This is a genomic window from Pseudodesulfovibrio sp. 7M6, from assembly GCF_050058625.1.
GTDB classification, from domain to species: domain Bacteria; phylum Desulfobacterota; class Desulfovibrionia; order Desulfovibrionales; family Desulfovibrionaceae; genus Pseudodesulfovibrio; species Pseudodesulfovibrio salinus.
Genome location: NZ_CP188816.1, coordinates 1,236,252 through 1,256,012, shown reverse-complemented (window position 1 = coordinate 1,256,012; position 19,761 = coordinate 1,236,252). Strand labels below are relative to the sequence as shown.

Sequence of the window (19,761 nt, the reverse complement as noted above, 5' to 3'; positions counted from 1 at the left end):
TCCCGGAGGACCCGCAATGAGCGGAAAGAATCGTGACGGCTACCCGGCCGCCCTGCTCAATATTTTTGATGTCATCGACGCCCTGCTCGGCCCCAATGGATGTCCCTGGGACCAGGAACAGACCCCGACTTCCATGTGCGACTATCTGGCCGAGGAGACCTTCGAGATGATCGAAGCCATCCGCACAGGCAACACGCACGAAGCAATGGAAGAATTGGGAGACACCCTGTTCATCCTGCTCTTCATCGCCACCCGTTACGAACAGCAGGGAGCCTTCAACCTGGCCGACGCCCTGGATTACAGCGCCACCAAAATGGTCCGCCGCCATCCGCACGTGTTCGGCAACAAGCAATTCAAAGACCGCGAAGCCCTCTACGACAACTGGGAGGCGACGAAACGGGAAGAGAACAAGGACACCGACCGCAAGGGCGTGTTCGATTCCCTGCCCTCCGGTCTCCCCCCCCTGCTCAAGGCGTACCGCATCAATTCAAAAGCCGCCCGCAACCACTTCACATGGCCGACCGACGAGGCCGTAGAGTCGCAACTCACGGACGAATGGCAGGAATGGAAAGAGGCCCTGGCGTCTAAGGACGACAAGGCCTCCGAGGAAGAATTCGGCGATTATCTGTTTACTCTGGTGGAGCTCGGGCGGCGCAAGGGCATCAAGGCCAACGGCGCTCTGGACTTTGCCAACCAGAAGTTCCTCAGGCGATTCCGCCGGATGGAAGAACTGGCTGAAATGCGTTGCCTGAAACTCCATGAAATGGAACTCGACGCCCTCAACAAGCTGTGGGAGGACGTCAAGTCCATGGAAGAGTAACGGCCTACTGCAAGGCCTTTTTAAACGCATCCGCCACCTTCAGCAGATTCGCCTGCCAATCCGGTGCCAACGGATCAAGCGCGACGACCTGCGCCCCCATCTCCGAGGCAATGACCTTGGCGCTCCGCTTGGAGAACTGCGGCTGCACAAAAACCACAGGAATGTGGTGCGCCCTGCCGACCTCCACAACATGGGCCAACTCTGCCGGACTGGGTTCCTTTCCCTCGGCCTCGATGGGGATTTGCCGCAAATCATAGGACCGTGCAAAATATCCCCATGCCGGATGAAAGACCATGAAGGTCCTGCGATCCGACGGAAGTGACGCGAGCACATTTTTGAGCTGTGCATCAAGCGCGTCCAGTTCCTCAAGGAAGGCATTCAAATTCACGGCATAGGTCGGCTGCCCGGCCGGATCAACCGCCACCAAGCCCTTGTAGATATTCTGGGCCATCACTTTGACCAGCTGCGGCGAGAGCCAAATGTGCGGGTCAAGAATGCCGTTTCCATGCTCTTCATCATGCCCGTGCCCCGGGTCTTCAGCCATGCCATGCCCTTCTTCGCCGGGGTGATGGTGGGCCGCCATGGGTACTTTATGAATCCCTTTTTCTGTGGGCACCACCGCCATAAGCGGGTTGGCGCTTTCTATCCGCGTCAACCACGTAGCCTCAAACGGAACGCCGATGGAGAAATACGCCTTGGCATTGGCCAGTCCCGTCATCTGTTGGGGCGTCGGCTCATAGGTGGCCGGGCTAGCCCCGGGTTTGACCATGACCGAGACATCCACTCTGTCACCACCGATTTTTTCCAAAAAATATTTCTGGGGAACAATGCTGACGAAAACAGGCACCTTGGCCGCAGCCAGGGCACTGCCGACAGTAAACAACATCAGGCCGAGAATCAGGACGAAAGCCCTGAAAAAAGCATGAGACCGCATGAGGACAAACCACCTTTTATTAGAGTGAAGACTTATCCGAAGAGCAACTTCAATACTGTGAATACAGCGAAACCCGCGCCGATTCCCGCATACAGGAAAAGTCACGGCGCACACCGATCCTTGAATTTCCAGGCCAGAAGCGAGCCGAAGCCAACACCGGCCAGGATTGAAACGACAATGGGAATCATTTCCATCATTTTTCCTTTCTACACCGCTCCCATATTTTTGTCACGCGCAGGATTAAATTTCGCACGCATGAATCCATATTCAGCCGATCTCGATATTTCTCCAAACGCCCTAAAGATATGAAGCGGATTGCCGATATAGCGGATAAGGTCGTTTTTTAATCATAAGACTGGAGGTGCGATTTACCCCTGCCTTTGAGAGCAATGAATTTCCATCCGGATATGCGGAATGGACAGGCGTTATTTCCGCTTGAAGACAGGGAGGGTAGACATATGACCATGGCAATCGGCGGCCTTGGAGACCAGACCTTTGGCGCAGCCGTGGTTTCCGAGACCCTGGACATCATGAACAACAGTGGCGGAGGCTCGAGCCTGGCCCCGGTGGACAAGGCGTCCGCCGAAGGTGCGCTCGTTTCGAAAACACTCGACTACATGAACTCCGGGACGGTAGCTGGCGACACCACCGGCATGTCCCAGAGCTATGACTTCCAGAAAGACGTATTGGGTGCCTATGGAACAGGCGCCCTGGTCAACACGATGATCTGACGGCCTGGAAATAACGCCGAAAAAGCCCCGCCCCTCTCATGAGGGACGGGGCTCAATTTTGCTTTATTAAACAGCAGAGACTGTGCTCAACAACATTCCCCGAATTTAATTAGGCCTCGGTCCCCTCAAGTGCAGCCAACGCCGCCGTACAAATGGCAAGTGCCGACTGCGAATCTTCTGACTCGAAGGTCCGCTTGCCCAAGCAAAACGAAGCCCGCCAATTGGTATCAAAACTCTTGGGATTCATATCTTTCAGCTCAAAAGCGTATCCAGTGGATTGCAAAAGTTCAGCCAACCGCAAGGCGGCATTCAAATCCTCACTGAGATGAACATCCGCAGGAAGCTCAACAAACTCCCCGAGCCGCCTCTCCAACTCTTCTGACGTATATTCCTGCATATGATTTTCCCCTAAACTTTATTACAAAAGTCTCAAATAAAGCTGACATAATCACAAGAAAAAATTGGCGGAGAGGGAGGGATTCGAACCCTCCCTCTTTTTATTATTTCAGCATGTTACGATATTTAGCCACAACATTCACACAACGATTAAGCGCGCGAATGGGAACCACAAATTCGAATCCATGTTGAGCATTCTTCCGACGGATCAGGACATCGCCCCGTCCTACCCCATTTCACCGTGTTGCGTTGCAACTCATAGAGCCTATCTACAAGTCGATTAACGTCCCTACTCTTCTGCCTGGTCCTCTTCGTCTTCCTCTTTCCCAGCACCAAGCATGAGGATTGGACCTTCATGCCGTTGCAAACTTTTCAACGCCTCGTTTGCGCTCTGAATCTCTTTTTGCGTTGCAACAGCGATCTCATATTCTTTCAAATCTTTTTTATCCATGTTGCCATCTTCGTCGGCTTCCGGCTTTTCCGGCTCCTCGCTGTCCACTTCAAAACCAAAGCCATCATCAAATTTCTTGGCGAGTTTTCTCAAGTAGGTTTCTAGAAAACCCTCAAGCTCTTTCTTGCGGCCCTTGTCGCCACCTTTGTACATGGCGATCAATTCCTTGACCAAATCCTTGATTCCCCGGTTGAGAACGTCCGTTTGGGATTCCTCAAGAATCTTATCCAACAACTGCTTGTTCTTACCTTTGATCATATCAAGCTCTTCCTGCTTGATTTTGATTTCCATGACGTTCTTGTAAATCACAACAAGTTGATTGATCACTTTGGCGGTTGCCAAGGCCACCCCCAAAGAGGCCATAACGGTGACCAGAAGCGAAGACGAACCAATCGCTCTCAGCTTGGTGCTTTCGGTATCTCCATCGACAACCTCAGTCAAAACTTTGAAAATCTTGTTTAAATCGTCAACTTCTCGTTTCAGGTAATCCAGACTGGTTTCAGAGCTGTCGATGGGAAATACGATTGATACCTCTGCCTCCCCTTCTTCAAGATAATCAGGTTCGATATTCATCTTTTGGAGTCCATTCAAGATAGCTCGAACATTATCCTTGAACGTGGAGACTTCTTCGGACAACTGCTCTAGTTGCTGTTGAGCAAGATTCATTGTCATGGTGTTTTCTTCCAAAATCTTCATGACACGGTCTGCCAACCCCTTACCGACATTCTCCGAGGCATCAATCTCCTTGAACACCAAATCCTGACTTGGAGTAAGGTCATTGAGTGGGCTCTGTGAAAGGGAATGAAACAGATTATCCAGGGCAGTTTTGAACTGCTCATCATAATCCGGGTGTGGAGAATTCAGTTTAGTGTGTAATGCAGTTGCAAGTTGATCAAGTTTCTCAACGATCTCCTCATTTGCAAAGTCATCCACAATCAAATCAAGCAGGCGTGCGAGGCGTTCAACGTTCATTATCCCTCCAGTCTTTTTTCAGAGCTACAATATTCTGGGCGGCTGCATATTTACCACCTCAACTGTTATCTCCCGTGGCCTCACCGCTTCCACTAGGATGTTCGCGAACGATATAGCATCATGGAGACTTGAAGTCATCACCCTGTAATCCCGACAGGTTTGACCGGCTACTTTACTTGAGTAACTGCTGACATCAATCAAAAGATCCACAGAAAGTACTTCTCTCTTTCCTTCCCCACAACAATCTTACAAATTATTATAATAAACAATTCAAATAAGTTACGCTGATATTCGATTTTTGCTAAACAAAAAAAGCTAATCAAAAACTCGTAAGTTATTGAATTAGCTTATTTTTTTCTGGCGGAGAGGGAGGGATTCGAACCCCCGGACGGGTTGCCCCGCCTCTGGTTTTCAAGACCAGCGCATTAAACCGAGCTCTGCCACCTCTCCGGGTGGGGGCGGCCACAGGTTTGGCCGCTTCGACAAGGTAGCTGGTTGTAGAAACCAAGGCCTTGCTTGTCAAGATCAATACTGCGTTCTATCCTGCGGCCCATGCCGTGGGAGGCGTAGGCCAAGAAATCCCTACTTCCGTTTGACACGTTTGCCTCCATCCCGTAAGAAAAAATTAGCCCAATTCACACAATAACGACCGGTTACGCTATGAAATCCGTACAAGAAGTTTTCGCCAGCTATCTTAGCGACAAAAATTTGAAGATGACCCCGCAACGGAGGCTCATCCTCGACACGCTCCTCAAGCACAGCGAGCATCTCTCATCGGAAGAACTCTACGCCAAGGTCAAGAAACGGGACAAATCCGTCGGGCAGGCCACCGTCTACCGCACGCTCAAGCTGCTCTGCGAATCCGGCCTTGTGGAACCGCTGGACTTTGCCGACGGCGTGACCCGTTACGAGATCAGCTACGGCGAGGACCACCACGACCATCTTATTTGTGAACGATGCGGTCAGAATATAGAAATATTCGACGATACCATCGAAAAACAGCAGCTCAAGCTAGCCACCGACCACGGCTACCGACTGCTCCGGCACAAGATGTATCTCTACGGCATCTGCCCGGATTGCCGTAACAAGAACGATTAGTTTTCGATGGAGGTGAGGAACTCGGCCAAAGGTTTGAGTGCACCTTGCAGATTCTTCCAGACGAACTGATTCCCCACCTTTTCGCCGTGAGCGGTGAACTGGATGCCAAGGCCGATGGCTCCACCCTTGCCTTTGAATCGGCTTCTAATCGTACCTATCACATTAAAATAGGTAAACTTCTTTGATTTCGGACTCCAGACGCTGACGCGAAGGACCAGTTGGCTTCCCTTGGAAAGCGAAGGCAGCTGCCCCTTGGGATGCAGGATATACAGACGGATGCCGCCTGCCGAAATATTCTCCACGGTCAACCGCATCTTGTCGCTGTACCGGGCCGGGTCGTTTATGGTCTGGATATCCGGCCGAAGCATGGAAAAGGTCTTGCGCTTGCTGCCGTCCCAGGCCTTAACCCTGACCGTGCCTTCCTTTGTCTGCTGCCGGGAGTACCGACGCCGAATGACGAACTTGTAGCTGATCGGCGTCAAAAGCGTCATGGACTTGATCGTCGATCCGCGTTTGACCGCACTGCCGATGAGAGTGAAAAAGGCGTTTATCCGCTTCCCGTTGTAGGTAAATGGTTTGCAATAGCAGATGACCCGGCGGTTCTTGAGCTTCAGCCCGGTGGGAGCAGCCACCACCAGCTGCAACCGCATCTTTCCGTTCAAGACTTCGGTAATCCGCGCATTGGCCAGCTTGCGCACTTCTCCCGAATTCGAGATGAGGTAGATGTCCAGCATCACCCCTTTGGTGACCAGGTAGTTTTCGACGATCTTGCCGCTGTGCGGGGCAAAGATGCGGGCGAAAAACCGCAGGAAGGCAAAGGTGAAGACATGCCGATACACCCAGAGCGCGACGACAACCACCACGGGCACTACAAAAGAGAGGATCTTGGCGAACACGCTCAACATGTCGAGCCGTCCACCCATGCCCCCGAAATTGCGCTGAACATCCCGCAGATAATCCAGCTGCGCCCACAAATCGATCATTCCACAACGCCTGCTTTCAAGATATTGACGGCAACCCGCCGTACAGTCTTACCTTTGCAAATACAGTACCTGCATGTTCCTATAACATGGGACCGCCAGGAGGCAAGCAGACGAATGCGCAGTCGAGATGAAAGGGGGTGATCGGATCAGTCGGAGATCAGGCCGAACCAATTGGCGGCCACAATTCGACAAAACATGTCCGAGGCCTCTGCCAGAAGCGGCAGGCGAGCGTGCATTTCCAGAAAAAACGATTCATCGAATCTATCGCGATAGATGGCGTGGGTTCCATCCTGCTCCTGACGATACATCGTTATCCAATCTTCCACGATGGCCGAGTCCGCCTCCAGATGGAATTGGAATCCGTAAGAAACGTTACCGACCCGAAAGCATTGATTCGGACAGTCCTCCCCTCGGACCAGCAATTCAGCCCCTTCCGGCAAGTCAAAGGAATCCTCATGATATTCCATCACCTTGGGGAGGTCATTGATCTCAGCAAAAAGCGGATCAAGACGCCCGGCCTCAGTCAACTCATGTGAGACGTAACCATACTCCAAGGCATCCATGCTCCAGGTTGCGGCACCGTGGGCACGAGCCAGGAGTTGGCAACCCAGGCAGATTCCGGCCACGGGCTTGCCCGCCGCATCAAAGTCACGCATCAGTTGCAGCAGGCCGGTAAGATACGGAATCCCCTCGTCCTCATAGACATGTTGCGGTCCGCCCAGCACGACCATGCCGTCGTATCCCTGCGGAGAATCGGGCAACGCCTCTCCGTCCACGGCAACAACCTCGTGCAGTACGGCCCCCCGCCGCTCCAATTCCTTGCAGAAATTCCCGCCCGGCGACTTGTCCGAATTGCGGATCACCAGAACATGCTTCACCGCTTCCTTCACCGGCAACACGTCTATCGCTGTTTCGTAAAACGGCGTTCCATTCCCCACCTTGCTGGCAATATCCAGAGTCAGAAGATTCAGGCCATGCCCGTTCTTGGTCCATCCGCCACGCTCGGCAATGACCACGTCCGACCGCATGTCGGAATCAGTCTTGAGCCGAGCCCGCACCCGGCCCACCGGACTGACGAGCCAAACCACGCTGCCGTCCCGAAGCCCCCGGCGATCAGCTTCATCGGCATTGAGCCAAATCTCCGACAAGGCGCAGTGCTCGGTAGAGGTCCGTTCGGAACAAATATATCCGTGCGGCGCAATGGTCAGGAACTTGTACGGATAGCATTTATCCCGCTTTGCCTCAGCCGGAGTGAATTCCGTCATGAACTGGAACTTGCCGCTCTCGGTCTGGTAGACGCCGTCCGCATAAGGCACCATAGGCGCATCCAACCGAAAAGCTCCCTTGCGCAAGGTCTCCAGGCCACAGCCCTGCTCCCGAATGGGGGAACAGATGGTTTCGAGCCACTCGTCCACGGAACGGCGATACAGGTCCGCAAAAGGAAACCGCGCGGCCAGTTCATAAAACATGTGAAATTCCGATTTGCACTCACCGACAGGCTCTATCGCTTTGTTCACAGGGCCGACATAGTTGTGCCCATACCCGGCAACCACGTCATCCTCTTCCAGGAAAGTCGTGGCGGGCAGAAAGACGTCTGCCAAATCCGCCGTGTCGTCCATGAAATGGCCCGAATAGACGACCAGTTCCATTTTGCGAAACGCCTCGGCGATACGCGCGGAATTTGGGGCCATGCACAATGGGTTGCCCGCTGTGACGTAGATCATGCGGATTTCCGGATCGCGGGCGTTCAGAATCTCCTCGCCCACTTTGGGAATGAGCAGAGTCCTGTGGTCCGGATGCAGATGATCGCCCCACCACTGCTGATCATAAGGGCCGTATTCCTCGAACCCCTGGCTCACGCCGCCGCCCGGCACACCGATGTTGCCGCTTATGCCGCCCAGGGCATCGATTGGCCGGATCATGTGATGGGCATATTCATAGCGGTGCAGCCCCCATCCGAGCAGCGTTGCCGTGGGATGCTGCCGCATAAGCACATCGGCCAAGAAATGACAGTCCTTCATCGGCACACCGGCCAGCTCGCAGAGTTCCTCCATGGTGTAACGATCCAGAATAGCCTTGTACTCGGCAAAACCAACGCTGTGTTCTTCGATGAAAGCTCGGTCCTCGGCCCCGGCTGCCAGAATGAGCTTGGCTGCGGCCATGGCAAGGTAGCCGTCACCTCCAGGCCGGGGCTTTATATGCCGGTCGGCCAAGGCCACGGAACGGCTGTTGGCGGGATCGATGACAACGACGGTCCCGCCCCGCTTCCGCACATCGCTGACGATGGAGACCAGCGAAATATTTGTCGAAACCGGATTACGCGCCCAGAGAATGATGGAATTGCTGTTCAGATGGTCCAGCGGATCATGGGACACCCGTTCGCCAAAGTCGAGATTCTGAGAACCCTGCCCGGCACCGCCGCACAGAGAACCGTACATGGTGGTTGCCCCACCGAAAAGATTGAAGAAATACTTGTTGAGCAGCTTGAGGGCCGTGCGTTCGCCGTACCCCTGGTAATAAAGGACGGCCTCCGGGCCGGACTCCTCTTTGATTCGCTGCATGGTGGAGGCGATCAAATCCAGCGCCTCGTCCCAGGAGACCTGCTCCCAGACGCCCTCCCTGCGAATCATGGGACGGGTAATCCGCTCCGGGCTGTAGACGCGCCGGACATATTTGGCCGTCTTGTGACAGGCCGCCCCCTTGGTCAGCGGATGAGCCGGGTCCCCGACGAGTTTGACAAGCCGCCCGTCCTCCACAGTGGCAACAAGACCGCAGGTGTTGGGGCAGTCACGGGTACAGCTGGTGACGATGGTATGCTTGGTCATGATGGATATCCTCTACTTTCCCTGCCTCTCCGGAGCAACCGAAACCTGTCCCGCCCTTTCGCGGCGCAGGGCCAGGCCCCGCCCCGGCAGCGGCGCATGAAATCGCGACATTCAAGACCGTCGGTAGAGACATTTGACTGGCGGACGGAGCTAACCTTTTCTGCAAAATACCTATGATCGCATCCAGACGGGGAAAGGCGGTCACGCCCCTCACGCACACATTGCGCATGGGCAGGCAGTAGGATGCCGCCAGTCGGGATGCACACATCCATGGACGGAGGGCCGACACCGGAGAACTTCATGGAGAGACGTTCCAGATAGCGCCGGGCCTCCACTTTCAGGTCACAGAGTCGCACCGAACAATCCATTCCGACACGAAGACCTATGGCCTCGCACGCCTTGACGAACCCGACGATATGGGAAGCCACACGCCCCGTATCGTCGTTGGTGAAATGGTCGTTGATACCGGATGGAAACGGGCGGGAGATGCCGTATCGCACAGCCTTTACGCCTTACCATTCAGCGGGTTCCACGAGATACTCGCAGCCCAGATAGGTGGCCGAGAAATTCATGGAAAAGGTCAACCGCCCTCCGGAGCTGGCAATACGAGACAGGTTGGCATCCAGAAATTCCCGTTGCGCCTCGGTGTACATGGATGGCTCTTTGTAGTTGATCACAAAGTGGGAGGGTCGTCTTTCCGGTTCCGGCCGTACCGGGAGATGCCTATGGCGGAAAACAGGCTGATAATCACGGAAAGCGCAGTGGCGATAAAGGTGGCCAGGATGGAACCGATTACCGCCTTTGCCACAGGCAGGCTCACGCCACCAACGCCGTACTTGCCGCCCAGTGCCTCTGGATTGAACAAAGTCTGGAACTGGCAGGTATCCCCACCAAGGACCAAAGGTAACACACCCTCGCCTTGCCTTTTCCCGTGGGCGGGCATAGTGTTCGCGCGAGGGAATTTTCATGGTCAAACCGAATCTCAGGCAATCCATCGTCATCGGCATAGCCATCTTCATCGTCGCCTTCGGCAGCATTGCCTTCCTGTCGCTGTCCAACCTGGACCAGTTGCAGCAGGAGGTCCTGCTGGTGGAGCGGACCGACGACCTGCGCAACCTGATTCTGGAAATCAGACGCGAGGAAAAGAACTATTTCCTCTACCATAGCAGCTCCATGTTCTCCCTGAACCGGGAAAACATCAAAAAAGCCAGCGCCATCCTCGACAACCTGTCTGCGGAAATAGACCGCCCCGGAGGCCGCAAGCATGGCCTGGCACTGCAAAAAGGACTTGCGCTCTACAGCTCTCTGCTCGACCGCTACGAAGCCGACGCCGCAAACATTGTGGAAGACGGCCCCCGCGCCAGAGCCATCCGAGAGGCTGGCCAGGATCTGGTGGAACATTCCCGAGCCATTGCCGAATTCGAACGCGAGTCCATCCTCGTCATCAACAGTCGATTGCGGGTCACCCTGCTCATTGCCATGGCCGTGGGCGCTTTGGTCGTACTGGCTCTGGTCTTCTTCGTCAGCAAGAGCATCCTTGCGCCGCTTAGGCAGGTGCAGGAAGCCACCCGTCAGATAGCCCAGGGAACCTTTGCCCCCTTCCCGGTCAACAACGCCCATGATGAAATCCAGCAGGTCTACGTGGCGCTGAATTCCATGGTGGAGGAGTTGCAGAAACGGCAGATTCAGCTTGTACAGGCCCAAAAACTCTCTTCCATCGGTACACTGGCCTCCGGCATCGCCCATCAGCTGAACAATCCGCTCAACAACATCTCGACCTCGGCGCAGATTTTATCAGAAGAAACCACCGGACAGAGCGAGTTTGCCGACAAGATGATGACCAACATCGCCCAGGAGACCCTGCGGGCCAGAGACATCGTCAAAGGACTGCTGGAATTTTCCCGACACAAGGATTTCGCCCCCGCCCCCTATCCCATCAAATCCGTGCTGGAAGGGGCCGTACGTCTGGTTTCGAGCCAGACCGGACCGCGAATTTCCATCAACCTGGATGTCCCGGACCACCTCATCATGCTCGTGGACCGGCAACGCCTCCAGGAGGCCTTCATCAACCTGATCCTGAACGCCATCCAGGCCGTGGGACCGGAAGGAGGCTCCATCGACATCAAGGCCACCCGTGACGAGGAGTTTGAGGTCATCACCATCGCCGACACCGGGGAAGGCATGACCGCCGAAACACTGCAACGCGTGTTCGACCCGTTCTTCTCCACCAAGGAAGTGGGGCAGGGTACCGGACTCGGACTCTACATCGTCTACGGCATCATAGAAAAACACCAGGGGGCCATCCGAGTGGAAAGCAAACCCGGCCAGGGCACGACCTTTTCCATCCGGCTGCCCCTCATGAAAGAGGACCAAGCATGACCGCAGCCTCCATCCTCGTCGTTGAGGACGAGCGCATCGCCAGGGAAAACCTGACCCATATTCTGACCAACAGCGGCCACCACGTCACGGCCATGGCCTCGGCCGAGGAAGGCCTGCGGGAGCTGGAAGCAAGGGAGTACGATCTCGTCATCACCGACCTGATGCTCCCCGGCATGGACGGCATCGAGATGCTGGACAGGGCCAGGGCCAGACACCCCTACATCATGGTCATCGTGGTCACCGGCCACGCCACCGTTTCCAACGCGGTGGAAGCGATGCAAAAGGGAGCGCACTCCTACATCGAAAAGCCCTTCAAGCTCGATGAACTGCGGATTCAGGTGGAGCGAGCCCTGGAACAGCACGCCCTGTCCGCCGAGGTGCTGCGCCTGCGCCGCCTGCTGGACCAAGGCAAAAGCGACATTCCGCTGGTCGGCCAGAGCGAGGTCTTTGTCCAACTGAAAAAGACCGTGAAGCAGCTCGCCCAAATGAACTGCAACGTGCTCATCCAGGGCGAAACCGGCACCGGCAAGGAACTGGTGGCCCAAGGCATTCACCAGCTCAGTCCCCGCTCCGAGGAGCGGTTCATGGCCATCAACTGCGGCACATTCACGGCCGAACTGATGGATAAGGAACTCTTCGGCCATGAAAAGGAAGCCTTTACCGGGGCCAACCGGGGGCAGAAAGGCATTTTGGAAGTCGCGGACGGCGGCACGGTTTTCTTTGACGAGATCGGCGAACTGCCGCTGAACATGCAGGTCAAGCTGCTGCGGGTTTTGCAGGAGAGGACCTTCCTGCGCGTGGGTGGAACCCGGGAAATCCCGGTGGACATCCGGGTGGTTGCGGCCACCAACTGCGATCTTAGGGAAATGGTCGAACGCGGCGAGTTCCGACAGGACCTGTTCTACCGCCTGAACGTCGTCACCCTGCACGCCCCGCCCCTGCGCGAGCATCGCGAGGATATCCCCATCCTCATCGGGCATTTTCTGGAAAAACATCGGCAGCCGGGACAGACCATAACTTCCATTGCCCAGGAGACACTGGATATTCTCATGCACTACCCTTTCCCCGGCAATGCACGCGAGCTGGAAAACATCGTGGAACGGGCGCTGGCTCTGGGGCAGGGAACCGTATTCACCAAGGACCTTCTGCCTATCGAGATCAGCGAGGACCAGACTGAAGACCCGCTGCCCACACTGGAGAACCTGGAAAAGGCGCACATACGCAAGGTGCTGGCGGCATCGAGCGGCAACAAGACGCAGGCCGCGCGCATTCTCGGCATCGACCGCGTATCACTGTGGCGCAAAATCAAACGCTACGGTCTGGAATAGCCTCACAAAGAGCGATTCGGGCCGCCTCCTCCACATTTGAGACGAGGCGGATATCAACCCCCTGCACAACGTCTTCCTCCAGGCGCTCCACTCGCCCCGCACACCCCTGCGGCAAAACCACGGTGGTGATGCCCGAGGACTGGGCGGCCATGAGCTTTTCCCGCACGCCGCCCACAGGCAGGACCTCGCCCAACAGGGAGACCTCGCCGGTTACGGCCACATCCTGGCGCACGGGACGCCCCGTCAGCAGGGAAATCAACGCCAGGGTAATGGTCAGCCCGGCGGACGGCCCTTCCTTGGTTACGGCTCCGGCCGGAATGTGTACATGCAGATCGGAAGTCTCGTAAAAATCAGGATCAATGCCGTACGCTTCGGCATGGCTGCGGATGTAACTCAGGGAGGTCTGGGCCGACTCGCGTAGCACTTCGCCCAGCGATCCGGTAAGCAAAAGCTGCTTGCTGCCGCGCATCCGCGCGCTCTCCACAAAAATGATCTCGCCCCCGTTTTCGGTCCAGACCAGACTGGTGGCCAATCCAACCTTTGGTTCCGCCTGGGCGGCCGTTCGAGCAAAGGACGGCGGTCCGAGCAACTCGGCAACCATGGCTTCATCCACCGTCACACGGCTCTCGCCCTCGGCCAGCCTTCGCTTGGCCAGCTTGCGGCACAGGGCCGCCAGTTGCATCTTGAGCCCACGCAATCCCGCCTCGCGGGTATACTCATCGACAATAAAAGATAACGCCGCAGGAGTAACGGAGACATCCCCTTCCTCCAGCCCGTGCTGTTGGAGTTGGTCGGGCACCAGGTAACGCGCCGCTATCTCTTCTTTCTCCCGGCGGGTATAGCTCGAAAACTCGATGACCTCCATGCGGTCGCGCAGCGGACCGGGCAGCCGCTCCACCATGTTGGCCGTGCAGATGAACAGCGCTCCCGAAAGATCGAAAGGCAACCCCAGATAGTGATCCACGAATGCGGTATTCTGTTCGGGATCAAGCAGTTCGAGCAGGACGGAGGCCGCGTCTCCCTTGAAATCCTGAACCGCCTTGTCCACCTCGTCGAGCATGATCACCGGGTTGCGCGACCCCACCTTCTGAAGTCCCTGAATGATACGGCCCGGCATGGCGCCGACATAGGTGCGGCGGTGTCCCCGCAACTCGGCCTCATCATGCAGGCCCGCCAGGGAAAGACGAAAGAACTTGCGCCCCATGGCCTCGGCTATGGCCTGTCCGATGGACGTCTTGCCCACGCCGGGAGGCCCGGAGAAACAGAGAATGGGGCCCTTGAGATGCCTGGCACGCAGGCTTTGCCCATACAGCTCGTGAACATATTCACGAAGTTTGGTCAAATTGACAGGCTTGCCCAGATATTGATCCGCCCCCTGACGCATGGCGGCCACGGCCGTCTTGACGGTGGCATAGCCGGTTATCATGATGACCTTGGTATCCGGCCATCGCTTGCGCAGCTCCTGCAACAGGTCCATGCCGTCCATGCCGTCCATCTTGAGGTCGGAAACCACGATGTCGGCAGGCTCCCGCTCCATGGCATCCACCGCTTCCAGGCCATTGGCCACGGCCTCCACGGCGAACCCTTCGGCCTGAAAAACGATGGAGAGGTTTTCACGCGCAATGAGCTCATCATCCACCAGCAGGATGCGTCCCTGCCGCTGGCCGCGCAGATGCTTGACCGCCAGAAATTCAAGGATGCGTTCCTTCACATGGCTCAGCCCGAAATGTCGGGCGTTGAGGACCTGTTCGGCCCGGACGATATCCAGATCGTCCTTTGTCGTGGCGCTCCACGGAAGGGAAAGGATGCATTCAATATAAGAAGAGGCAATGGCGTATTCCGGCGATGCGGGGTCAACGCTCTCGATGCGCTCACACTCGACACGCGCGGCGGCAAGGATTTCCGGGGGCAGCCCGGCCTCCTCGACCTTCTCGCGCAGCATGCTCCTGGGAGCAGGAGCCGGCACGGTTTTAGGGGGTTCCGAATCTGTCTCCGAAGCCGGTTTCGATTCTTTTCCAAACCACCGCATATGCGCCTCCTGTGGGGACTGCGTATCGGCCTCACAACCGGGCCATGCCATCGCAGCTAGCTGTGTTTATTGCGTATACCATGGGGAATATGCCTTGTTAAGGGTGCATATTGCAACAATATGCACTTCTGCCATGTTCGCCCCTCTCATCCTTCCGTTTTTTTATCAAAACCAGGTTCATTTCGAAACAAAAAAAATATTTTCCCAATTATTTCAAAAAAATGTAAATTAATCTTTTGCTATTTTATTCTTGGAATAATCCTGAGTCACACTCGGAAATCCTTTTTTTTGCCTCCTATCGCAATCAGCACCGTTACAAAATGCATCACGCATTTTTGTAGATGTTCCCGGATTTGCGTAAACGCCCCCACCCTCTGGGGGACAAACGTTGCATCCTGCATCGTCTCACGGGGAAAGCATGCATAAAAAATATTACTTATCCTTTTAAATCATATAGTTAAATCATTGTTTAAAATTGGCATGTGTTTTGATTCACAAGCACTATGACGCAAGGGTGGCATCGCCATCTCCAACCTTTAACACAAGGAGCGAGACATGACCCTCTTCAGCGCATTGAGGAAAGTAGTTGATAGGCATTATGAAACGCAGGCCGCCGCAAACTGCAACACTTGCAGCACCGGAACCTGGGTTGTCTGTCACGAACAACATCTCAGAGAACAGTCAGGAGGTAATCCTATGATGAACCTGTTCAAGCGTATTGGCGGCTCCCGCCAGGTAAAGGCCCCCGTGGCCAAGCCCGCGCCCCGCGCCGTGAAGACCACGACCTGCCAGGAAGGACGGCAGTGTAAGATCTTGATTGTTTGCAAAGGCGACAACTTCTCCCGAGGCGTTGCGGACTATGCCGTCAACATCGCCAAAAAGACCCGCAGTTCGCTGGTTGCCCTCAACGTGGATGAATCCGGCCGTGACTTTGCCGGGTTTACCTCCGAGGCGAAACGCAACATCGAGTACTTCTCCTGCAAGGCGGCCGAGGCAGGCCTCGCCTTCAACCATGAGATTCAGCAGGGCAACGAGGACACCATTGTCGCCCGTATGCATGAAAAGGACCCCCAGTTCCGCTACGTAATGGATGACTCCGCTGTAGTCTGCAAGAACAGGAGCAGCATCCCGGTCTACACCCGGGCAACGCTGCACGCCAAATAAGGCGTTGCCCTAACCAAACTTGATCTCCAGGTTTCATAAGGACTTCAAATGACCCCTCAAATCATAACGGTGATGGCCGTACTGGCCTTTGCTGTCCTCCTCTTCATCTTCGAGTGGGTCCGAGTGGATGTAGTGGGCATCATCATGATGGTGCTCCTGCCTCTGCTCGGCCTGGTTACGCCCCAGCAGGCCATCAGCGGTCTGAGCAGTAATGCCGTCGTTTCCATCATCGCCGTCATCATCATCGGTGCCGGGCTGGACAAGACGGGTGTCATGAACTCAATGGCGCGTGTCATTCTCAAATTCGCCGGTAAAAGCGAATCGCGGATAATGACGCTCATTGCCGGTACCGTGGCCATCATCTCCGGCTTCATGCAGAACATCGGCGCCGCAGCGCTTTTTCTGCCCGCGGCCAAACGCATCGGCAACCAGACCGGCGTGCCGGTGGGCCGTCTGCTGATGCCCATGGGATTCTGTGCCATCATCGGCGGCTGCCTGACCCTGGTCGGTTCCAGCCCGCTCATCCTGCTCAACGACCTCATGGTCGTGGGCGGCAAAAAATATGAGGCATTCGGTCTGTTCAGCGTCACGCCCGTAGGTCTGTTGCTGGTCGCTGCCGCACTCATATACTTCATCCTGTTTGGCCGGTTCATTCTCCCGAACCGGGCCGAGGAAGAGATGGCCGGCCCCATGTCCTCCGTTCTGAGCAGCACCTACAACAACGTAGGAACCCTGTTCGAACTCTACATCCCCGAAGGATGGAGCAGCGAGGAGACCCTGAAGTCCCTGGACCTGAGGCCCATCTACTTCTGCACCCTGGTTGCCATCGCGCGCGATGGCGGCAAAACGCAAATCTTTGCCCCCACGCCTGAGGAAATCATTCAGCCCGGCGACCACATTGTGGTGGTTGGCCCGCAGGAGTTCGTGGAGCACATGGCCGAAGACATGGGTTGGGAACTCCAGCCTGAACTGGTCACCTTTGCGGAAGAGCTTTCCCCGAACAACGCGGGCATCATGGAAGGTATCCTCACCCCGCGTTCCGAACTGGTGGGCAAGACTCTGGGCGACCTGCGCGTACGCCAGCGGTTCCAGGTATCTCCCCTGGCCATCTTCCGGGGTGACAAGATCTTTGTCAGCGGCCTGAACGACATCATTATCGAATCCGGCGACGCCCTGCTGCTGCACGGTCGTTGGGAAATGTTCCACATGCTCAAGGGGTTGCCCGACCTTGTCTTCACCGAGACGGTCAAGGGTGAACTCCTGCGCACGGAAAAGGCCAAGGTAGCCCTGATGTGGCTGGCCATCTCCCTGGTCATGATCCTCGGCTTCCACGTCCAACTCTCCATCGCCCTGCTTACAGGCGCACTGGGTATGGTCTTGACCAAAGTTCTGACCATCGACGAAGCCTATCAGTCCGTGGACTGGATGACCGTGTTCCTCCTCGGCGGCCTTATTCCCCTGGGCATGGCCTTCGAAAACACAGGCGCAGCCAAGTATATCGCGGATACGATCATGGCCGCGCTCGGCTCTCCAACTCCGGTTGTTCTATTAACCGTTATAGGAATCCTGACATCATTTTTCACTTTAGTGGCTTCCAATGTGGGAGCGACGGTGTTATTGGTCCCTCTGTCCATGAATATGGCCCTCAATGCGGGTGTGGACCCACGCGTTGCCGCTCTGACTGTGGCTGTCGCAGCATCGAACACCTTCGTACTGCCCACCCACCAGGTCAACGCGTTGATCATGCGTCCGGGAGGATATCGGACCATTGACTATGTCAGGAGTGGGGCAGGCATGACCGTATTATATATGGTCGTGATGATCGCCGCACTGATGCTTTTTTATTAGCTCCAAGCAGGGCGCCGGTTCCGAACCGGCGCCTTTTTGGGAGAATGTAAGCCACCCGACTTTACTCATCGACAACCGAATACTGCATAGACTCGACGCCTCGGCACGGGACCGCAATCCTCCCCAACCGCCGCAATGAGGCGTTTTTGTCGTATTCAAGGAGACTGTGAATGAAACCGACTTTGTCCAAAACCTTCATGGAGACCTTCCTCGGAAGCGCCCCCGGATGGTACAAACTGACCATCATCGCCTTTCTTATTCTGAATCCGGTGCTGATCCTGACAGCCGGCATGTTCGTCGCAGGATGGGCCCTTATCGCCGAGTTCATCTTTACCCTGGCCATGGCCCTCAAGTGTTACCCTCTACCCGCTGGCGGTCTGCTTGCCATGGAGGCAATCCTCCTTGGCATGACCTCGCCCGAGACCGTCTACCACGAAGCTCTGAAGAACTTTGAAGTCATTCTGCTGCTGATCTTCATGGTCGCCGGTATCTACTTCATGAAGGACTTTCTGCAGTTCACCTTCACCCGCATCCTGGTGCGCATCCAGTCCAAGAAAATCATCGCCCTGCTCTTCTGTCTCGCCGGTGCTTTTCTTTCCGCGTTCCTGGATGCCCTGACCGTTACGGCCGTCATCATGGCCGTGGCCTTCGGATTCTACAATGTATACCATCGCTTTGTATCCGACAGAAAAGCCGACGATGTCCATGATCTAGCCTCCGACGATGCGGTGAAAGAAGTCAACCGCGAAGAACTGCTTCAGTTCCGCGGCTTCCTGCGTAACCTGATGATGCACGGTGCCGTAGGTACCGCACTCGGCGGTGTCTGTACCTTGGTTGGCGAGCCGCAGAACCTGCTGGTCGGCGGCGAGATGGGCTGGCACTTCATTCCGTTCTTTCTCCACGCCGCACCCGTCACCATGCCCGTGCTCGTCATTGGCCTGCTGACCTGCCTGGCCGTGGAACAGTTCCATATCTTCGGCTACGGCTACCAGCTGCCCGGCAACATCCGCTCCTTCCTGCTGGAAACAGCCATCGAAATGGAAGAAAAAGGCGGAACCAAAGCAAAGCTGAAGCTGGTCATCCAGATGATCACCGGCATTTGGCTCGTGTGCGCCCTGGCCTTCCACCTGGCTGCTGTCGGCCTCATCGGCCTGTCGGTCATCGTACTGCTGACGGCCTTCACCGGCGTCACGGAAGAGCATCAGCTGGGGCACGCTTTCATGGAGGCTCTGCCCTTTACCGCCCTGCTGGTTGTCTTCTTCTCCATCGTGGCCGTTATCCACTCCCAGGAGCTGTTCCACCCCATCATCAACTTCGTTCTGAGCCTGCACGGACAGGATCAGCTGGCGGCATACTACATTGCCAACGGTTTGCTCTCGTCCATCTCGGATAACGTCTTCGTGGCCACCGTCTACATCTCGGAAACCAAGCTGCACTTCATCCACGCCCTGGGTGCCATTCCCGGCATCGGCATGTCCGGCCAGGCCCTGATGGACAAGCTGACCGATCCGCACGTTGCCCGTGCCGATGTACTGGCCACCCTGCCTGCTGCCGCTGCCGAACAGGCGCATGCCCTCATGCACCACTTCGACAAGCTGGCCGTTGCCATCAACACCGGCACCAACATCCCGTCCGTGGCCACCCCGAACGGACAGGCAGCGTTCCTCTTTCTGCTTACCAGCGCCCTGGCACCAGTCATCCGCCTCTCCTATGGCCGGATGGTCATGCTGGCGCTGCCCTACACCATCACCATGTCGGTTACCGGCCTGTTCGCGGTCTACGCCTTCCTGTAGGCCAAAACAC

Annotated in this window: 17 protein-coding genes and 1 tRNA gene; 8 read left to right on the top strand and 10 right to left on the bottom strand. The window is 56.0% G+C overall.

Features of this window, described 5'->3' with window-relative positions; genetic code table 11:
* Positions 1 to 16: 16 nt before the first annotated feature.
* Complete coding sequence (gene mazG / locus ACI0FG_RS05970; protein ID WP_419787637.1) at positions 17 to 820, top strand: nucleoside triphosphate pyrophosphohydrolase; 804 nt, start codon at positions 17 to 19, stop codon at positions 818 to 820.
* A gap of 4 nt (positions 821 to 824) precedes the next feature.
* Here mazG and ACI0FG_RS05965 read toward each other — a convergent pair whose 3' ends face one another.
* On the bottom strand, positions 825 to 1,754 hold the full coding sequence (locus ACI0FG_RS05965) for a metal ABC transporter solute-binding protein, Zn/Mn family (protein ID WP_419787636.1): 930 nt from the start codon (positions 1,752 to 1,754) through the stop codon (positions 825 to 827).
* Between the two features lie 458 nt (positions 1,755 to 2,212).
* Here ACI0FG_RS05965 and ACI0FG_RS05960 point away from each other — a divergent pair, with 458 nt between their 5' ends.
* On the top strand, positions 2,213 to 2,485 hold the full coding sequence (locus ACI0FG_RS05960) for a hypothetical protein (protein ID WP_419787635.1): 273 nt from the start codon (positions 2,213 to 2,215) through the stop codon (positions 2,483 to 2,485).
* Between the two features lie 109 nt (positions 2,486 to 2,594).
* Here the strand turns inward: ACI0FG_RS05960 and ACI0FG_RS05955 are convergent, their stop codons facing one another.
* From ACI0FG_RS05955 to ACI0FG_RS05945, 3 genes are all read right to left on the bottom strand, one after another.
* Positions 2,595 to 2,882, bottom strand: a complete 288-nt coding sequence (locus ACI0FG_RS05955) for a hypothetical protein (RefSeq protein WP_419787634.1) — start codon at positions 2,880 to 2,882, stop codon at positions 2,595 to 2,597.
* Between the two features lie 288 nt (positions 2,883 to 3,170).
* Positions 3,171 to 4,304 carry a hypothetical protein gene (locus ACI0FG_RS05950; protein ID WP_419787633.1) on the bottom strand — a complete coding sequence of 378 codons (1,134 nt, stop codon included), beginning with the start codon at positions 4,302 to 4,304 and terminating at the stop codon, positions 3,171 to 3,173.
* A gap of 358 nt (positions 4,305 to 4,662) precedes the next feature.
* Positions 4,663 to 4,754 (bottom strand) — tRNA-Ser (locus tag ACI0FG_RS05945).
* Positions 4,755 to 4,964: 210 nt separating this feature from the next.
* On the opposite strand from ACI0FG_RS05945, the gene ACI0FG_RS05940 reads away from it, so the two are divergent.
* Positions 4,965 to 5,402 carry a Fur family transcriptional regulator gene (locus ACI0FG_RS05940; protein WP_419787632.1) on the top strand — a complete coding sequence of 146 codons (438 nt, stop codon included), beginning with the start codon at positions 4,965 to 4,967 and terminating at the stop codon, positions 5,400 to 5,402.
* Here the strand turns inward: ACI0FG_RS05940 and ACI0FG_RS05935 are convergent.
* The 5 genes from ACI0FG_RS05935 to ACI0FG_RS05915 all read right to left on the bottom strand — a co-directional run bounded on the left by ACI0FG_RS05935 (position 5,399) and on the right by ACI0FG_RS05915 (position 10,120).
* A complete protein-coding gene (locus tag ACI0FG_RS05935; protein WP_419787631.1) occupies positions 5,399 to 6,385 on the bottom strand; it encodes a hypothetical protein in 987 nt (328 codons plus the stop codon). The genes ACI0FG_RS05940 and ACI0FG_RS05935 overlap by 4 nt on opposite strands.
* 146 nt (positions 6,386 to 6,531) lie before the next feature.
* Entirely contained in the window at positions 6,532 to 9,210 is a 2,679-nt protein-coding gene (locus ACI0FG_RS05930) for a molybdopterin-dependent oxidoreductase (protein ID WP_419787630.1), read from the bottom strand.
* Positions 9,207 to 9,710 (bottom strand): hypothetical protein, encoded by a 504-nt coding sequence (locus ACI0FG_RS05925; protein ID WP_419787629.1) that lies wholly within the window; start codon positions 9,708 to 9,710, stop codon positions 9,207 to 9,209. Before ACI0FG_RS05925 ends, ACI0FG_RS05930 begins: the two co-directional genes overlap by 4 nt.
* 12 nt (positions 9,711 to 9,722) lie before the next feature.
* Positions 9,723 to 9,863: a hypothetical protein gene (locus ACI0FG_RS05920; RefSeq protein ID WP_419787628.1), complete on the bottom strand. Its 141-nt coding sequence runs from the start codon at positions 9,861 to 9,863 to the stop codon at positions 9,723 to 9,725.
* A gap of 20 nt (positions 9,864 to 9,883) precedes the next feature.
* Positions 9,884 to 10,120 (bottom strand): hypothetical protein, encoded by a 237-nt coding sequence (locus ACI0FG_RS05915; RefSeq protein ID WP_419787627.1) that lies wholly within the window; start codon positions 10,118 to 10,120, stop codon positions 9,884 to 9,886.
* 56 nt (positions 10,121 to 10,176) lie between these two features.
* Here ACI0FG_RS05915 and ACI0FG_RS05910 point away from each other — a divergent pair, with 56 nt between their 5' ends.
* Positions 10,177 to 11,589 (top strand): sensor histidine kinase, encoded by a 1,413-nt coding sequence (locus ACI0FG_RS05910; protein ID WP_419787626.1) that lies wholly within the window; start codon positions 10,177 to 10,179, stop codon positions 11,587 to 11,589.
* Positions 11,586 to 12,917 carry a sigma-54-dependent transcriptional regulator gene (locus ACI0FG_RS05905; RefSeq protein ID WP_419787625.1) on the top strand — a complete coding sequence of 444 codons (1,332 nt, stop codon included), beginning with the start codon at positions 11,586 to 11,588 and terminating at the stop codon, positions 12,915 to 12,917. The genes ACI0FG_RS05910 and ACI0FG_RS05905 overlap by 4 nt, the downstream gene beginning before the upstream one ends.
* On the opposite strand, the gene ACI0FG_RS05900 is transcribed toward ACI0FG_RS05905, so the two are convergent.
* The gene (locus ACI0FG_RS05900; protein WP_419787624.1) at positions 12,895 to 14,946 is read right to left on the bottom strand and encodes a S16 family serine protease; all 2,052 of its coding nucleotides are present in this window, start codon (positions 14,944 to 14,946) and stop codon (positions 12,895 to 12,897) included. The genes ACI0FG_RS05905 and ACI0FG_RS05900 overlap by 23 nt on opposite strands.
* 696 nt (positions 14,947 to 15,642) lie before the next feature.
* On the opposite strand from ACI0FG_RS05900, the gene ACI0FG_RS05895 reads away from it, so the two are divergent.
* The 3 genes from ACI0FG_RS05895 to nhaB all read left to right on the top strand — a co-directional run bounded on the left by ACI0FG_RS05895 (position 15,643) and on the right by nhaB (position 19,751).
* Positions 15,643 to 16,110: a universal stress protein gene (locus ACI0FG_RS05895; RefSeq protein WP_419787623.1), complete on the top strand. Its 468-nt coding sequence runs from the start codon at positions 15,643 to 15,645 to the stop codon at positions 16,108 to 16,110.
* Positions 16,111 to 16,158: 48 nt separating this feature from the next.
* Positions 16,159 to 17,958: an SLC13 family permease gene (locus ACI0FG_RS05890; RefSeq protein ID WP_419787622.1), complete on the top strand. Its 1,800-nt coding sequence runs from the start codon at positions 16,159 to 16,161 to the stop codon at positions 17,956 to 17,958.
* Between the two features lie 170 nt (positions 17,959 to 18,128).
* On the top strand, positions 18,129 to 19,751 hold the full coding sequence (nhaB, locus tag ACI0FG_RS05885; RefSeq protein ID WP_419787621.1) for a sodium/proton antiporter NhaB: 1,623 nt from the start codon (positions 18,129 to 18,131) through the stop codon (positions 19,749 to 19,751).
* The last annotated feature ends 10 nt before the right edge of the window (positions 19,752 to 19,761 follow it).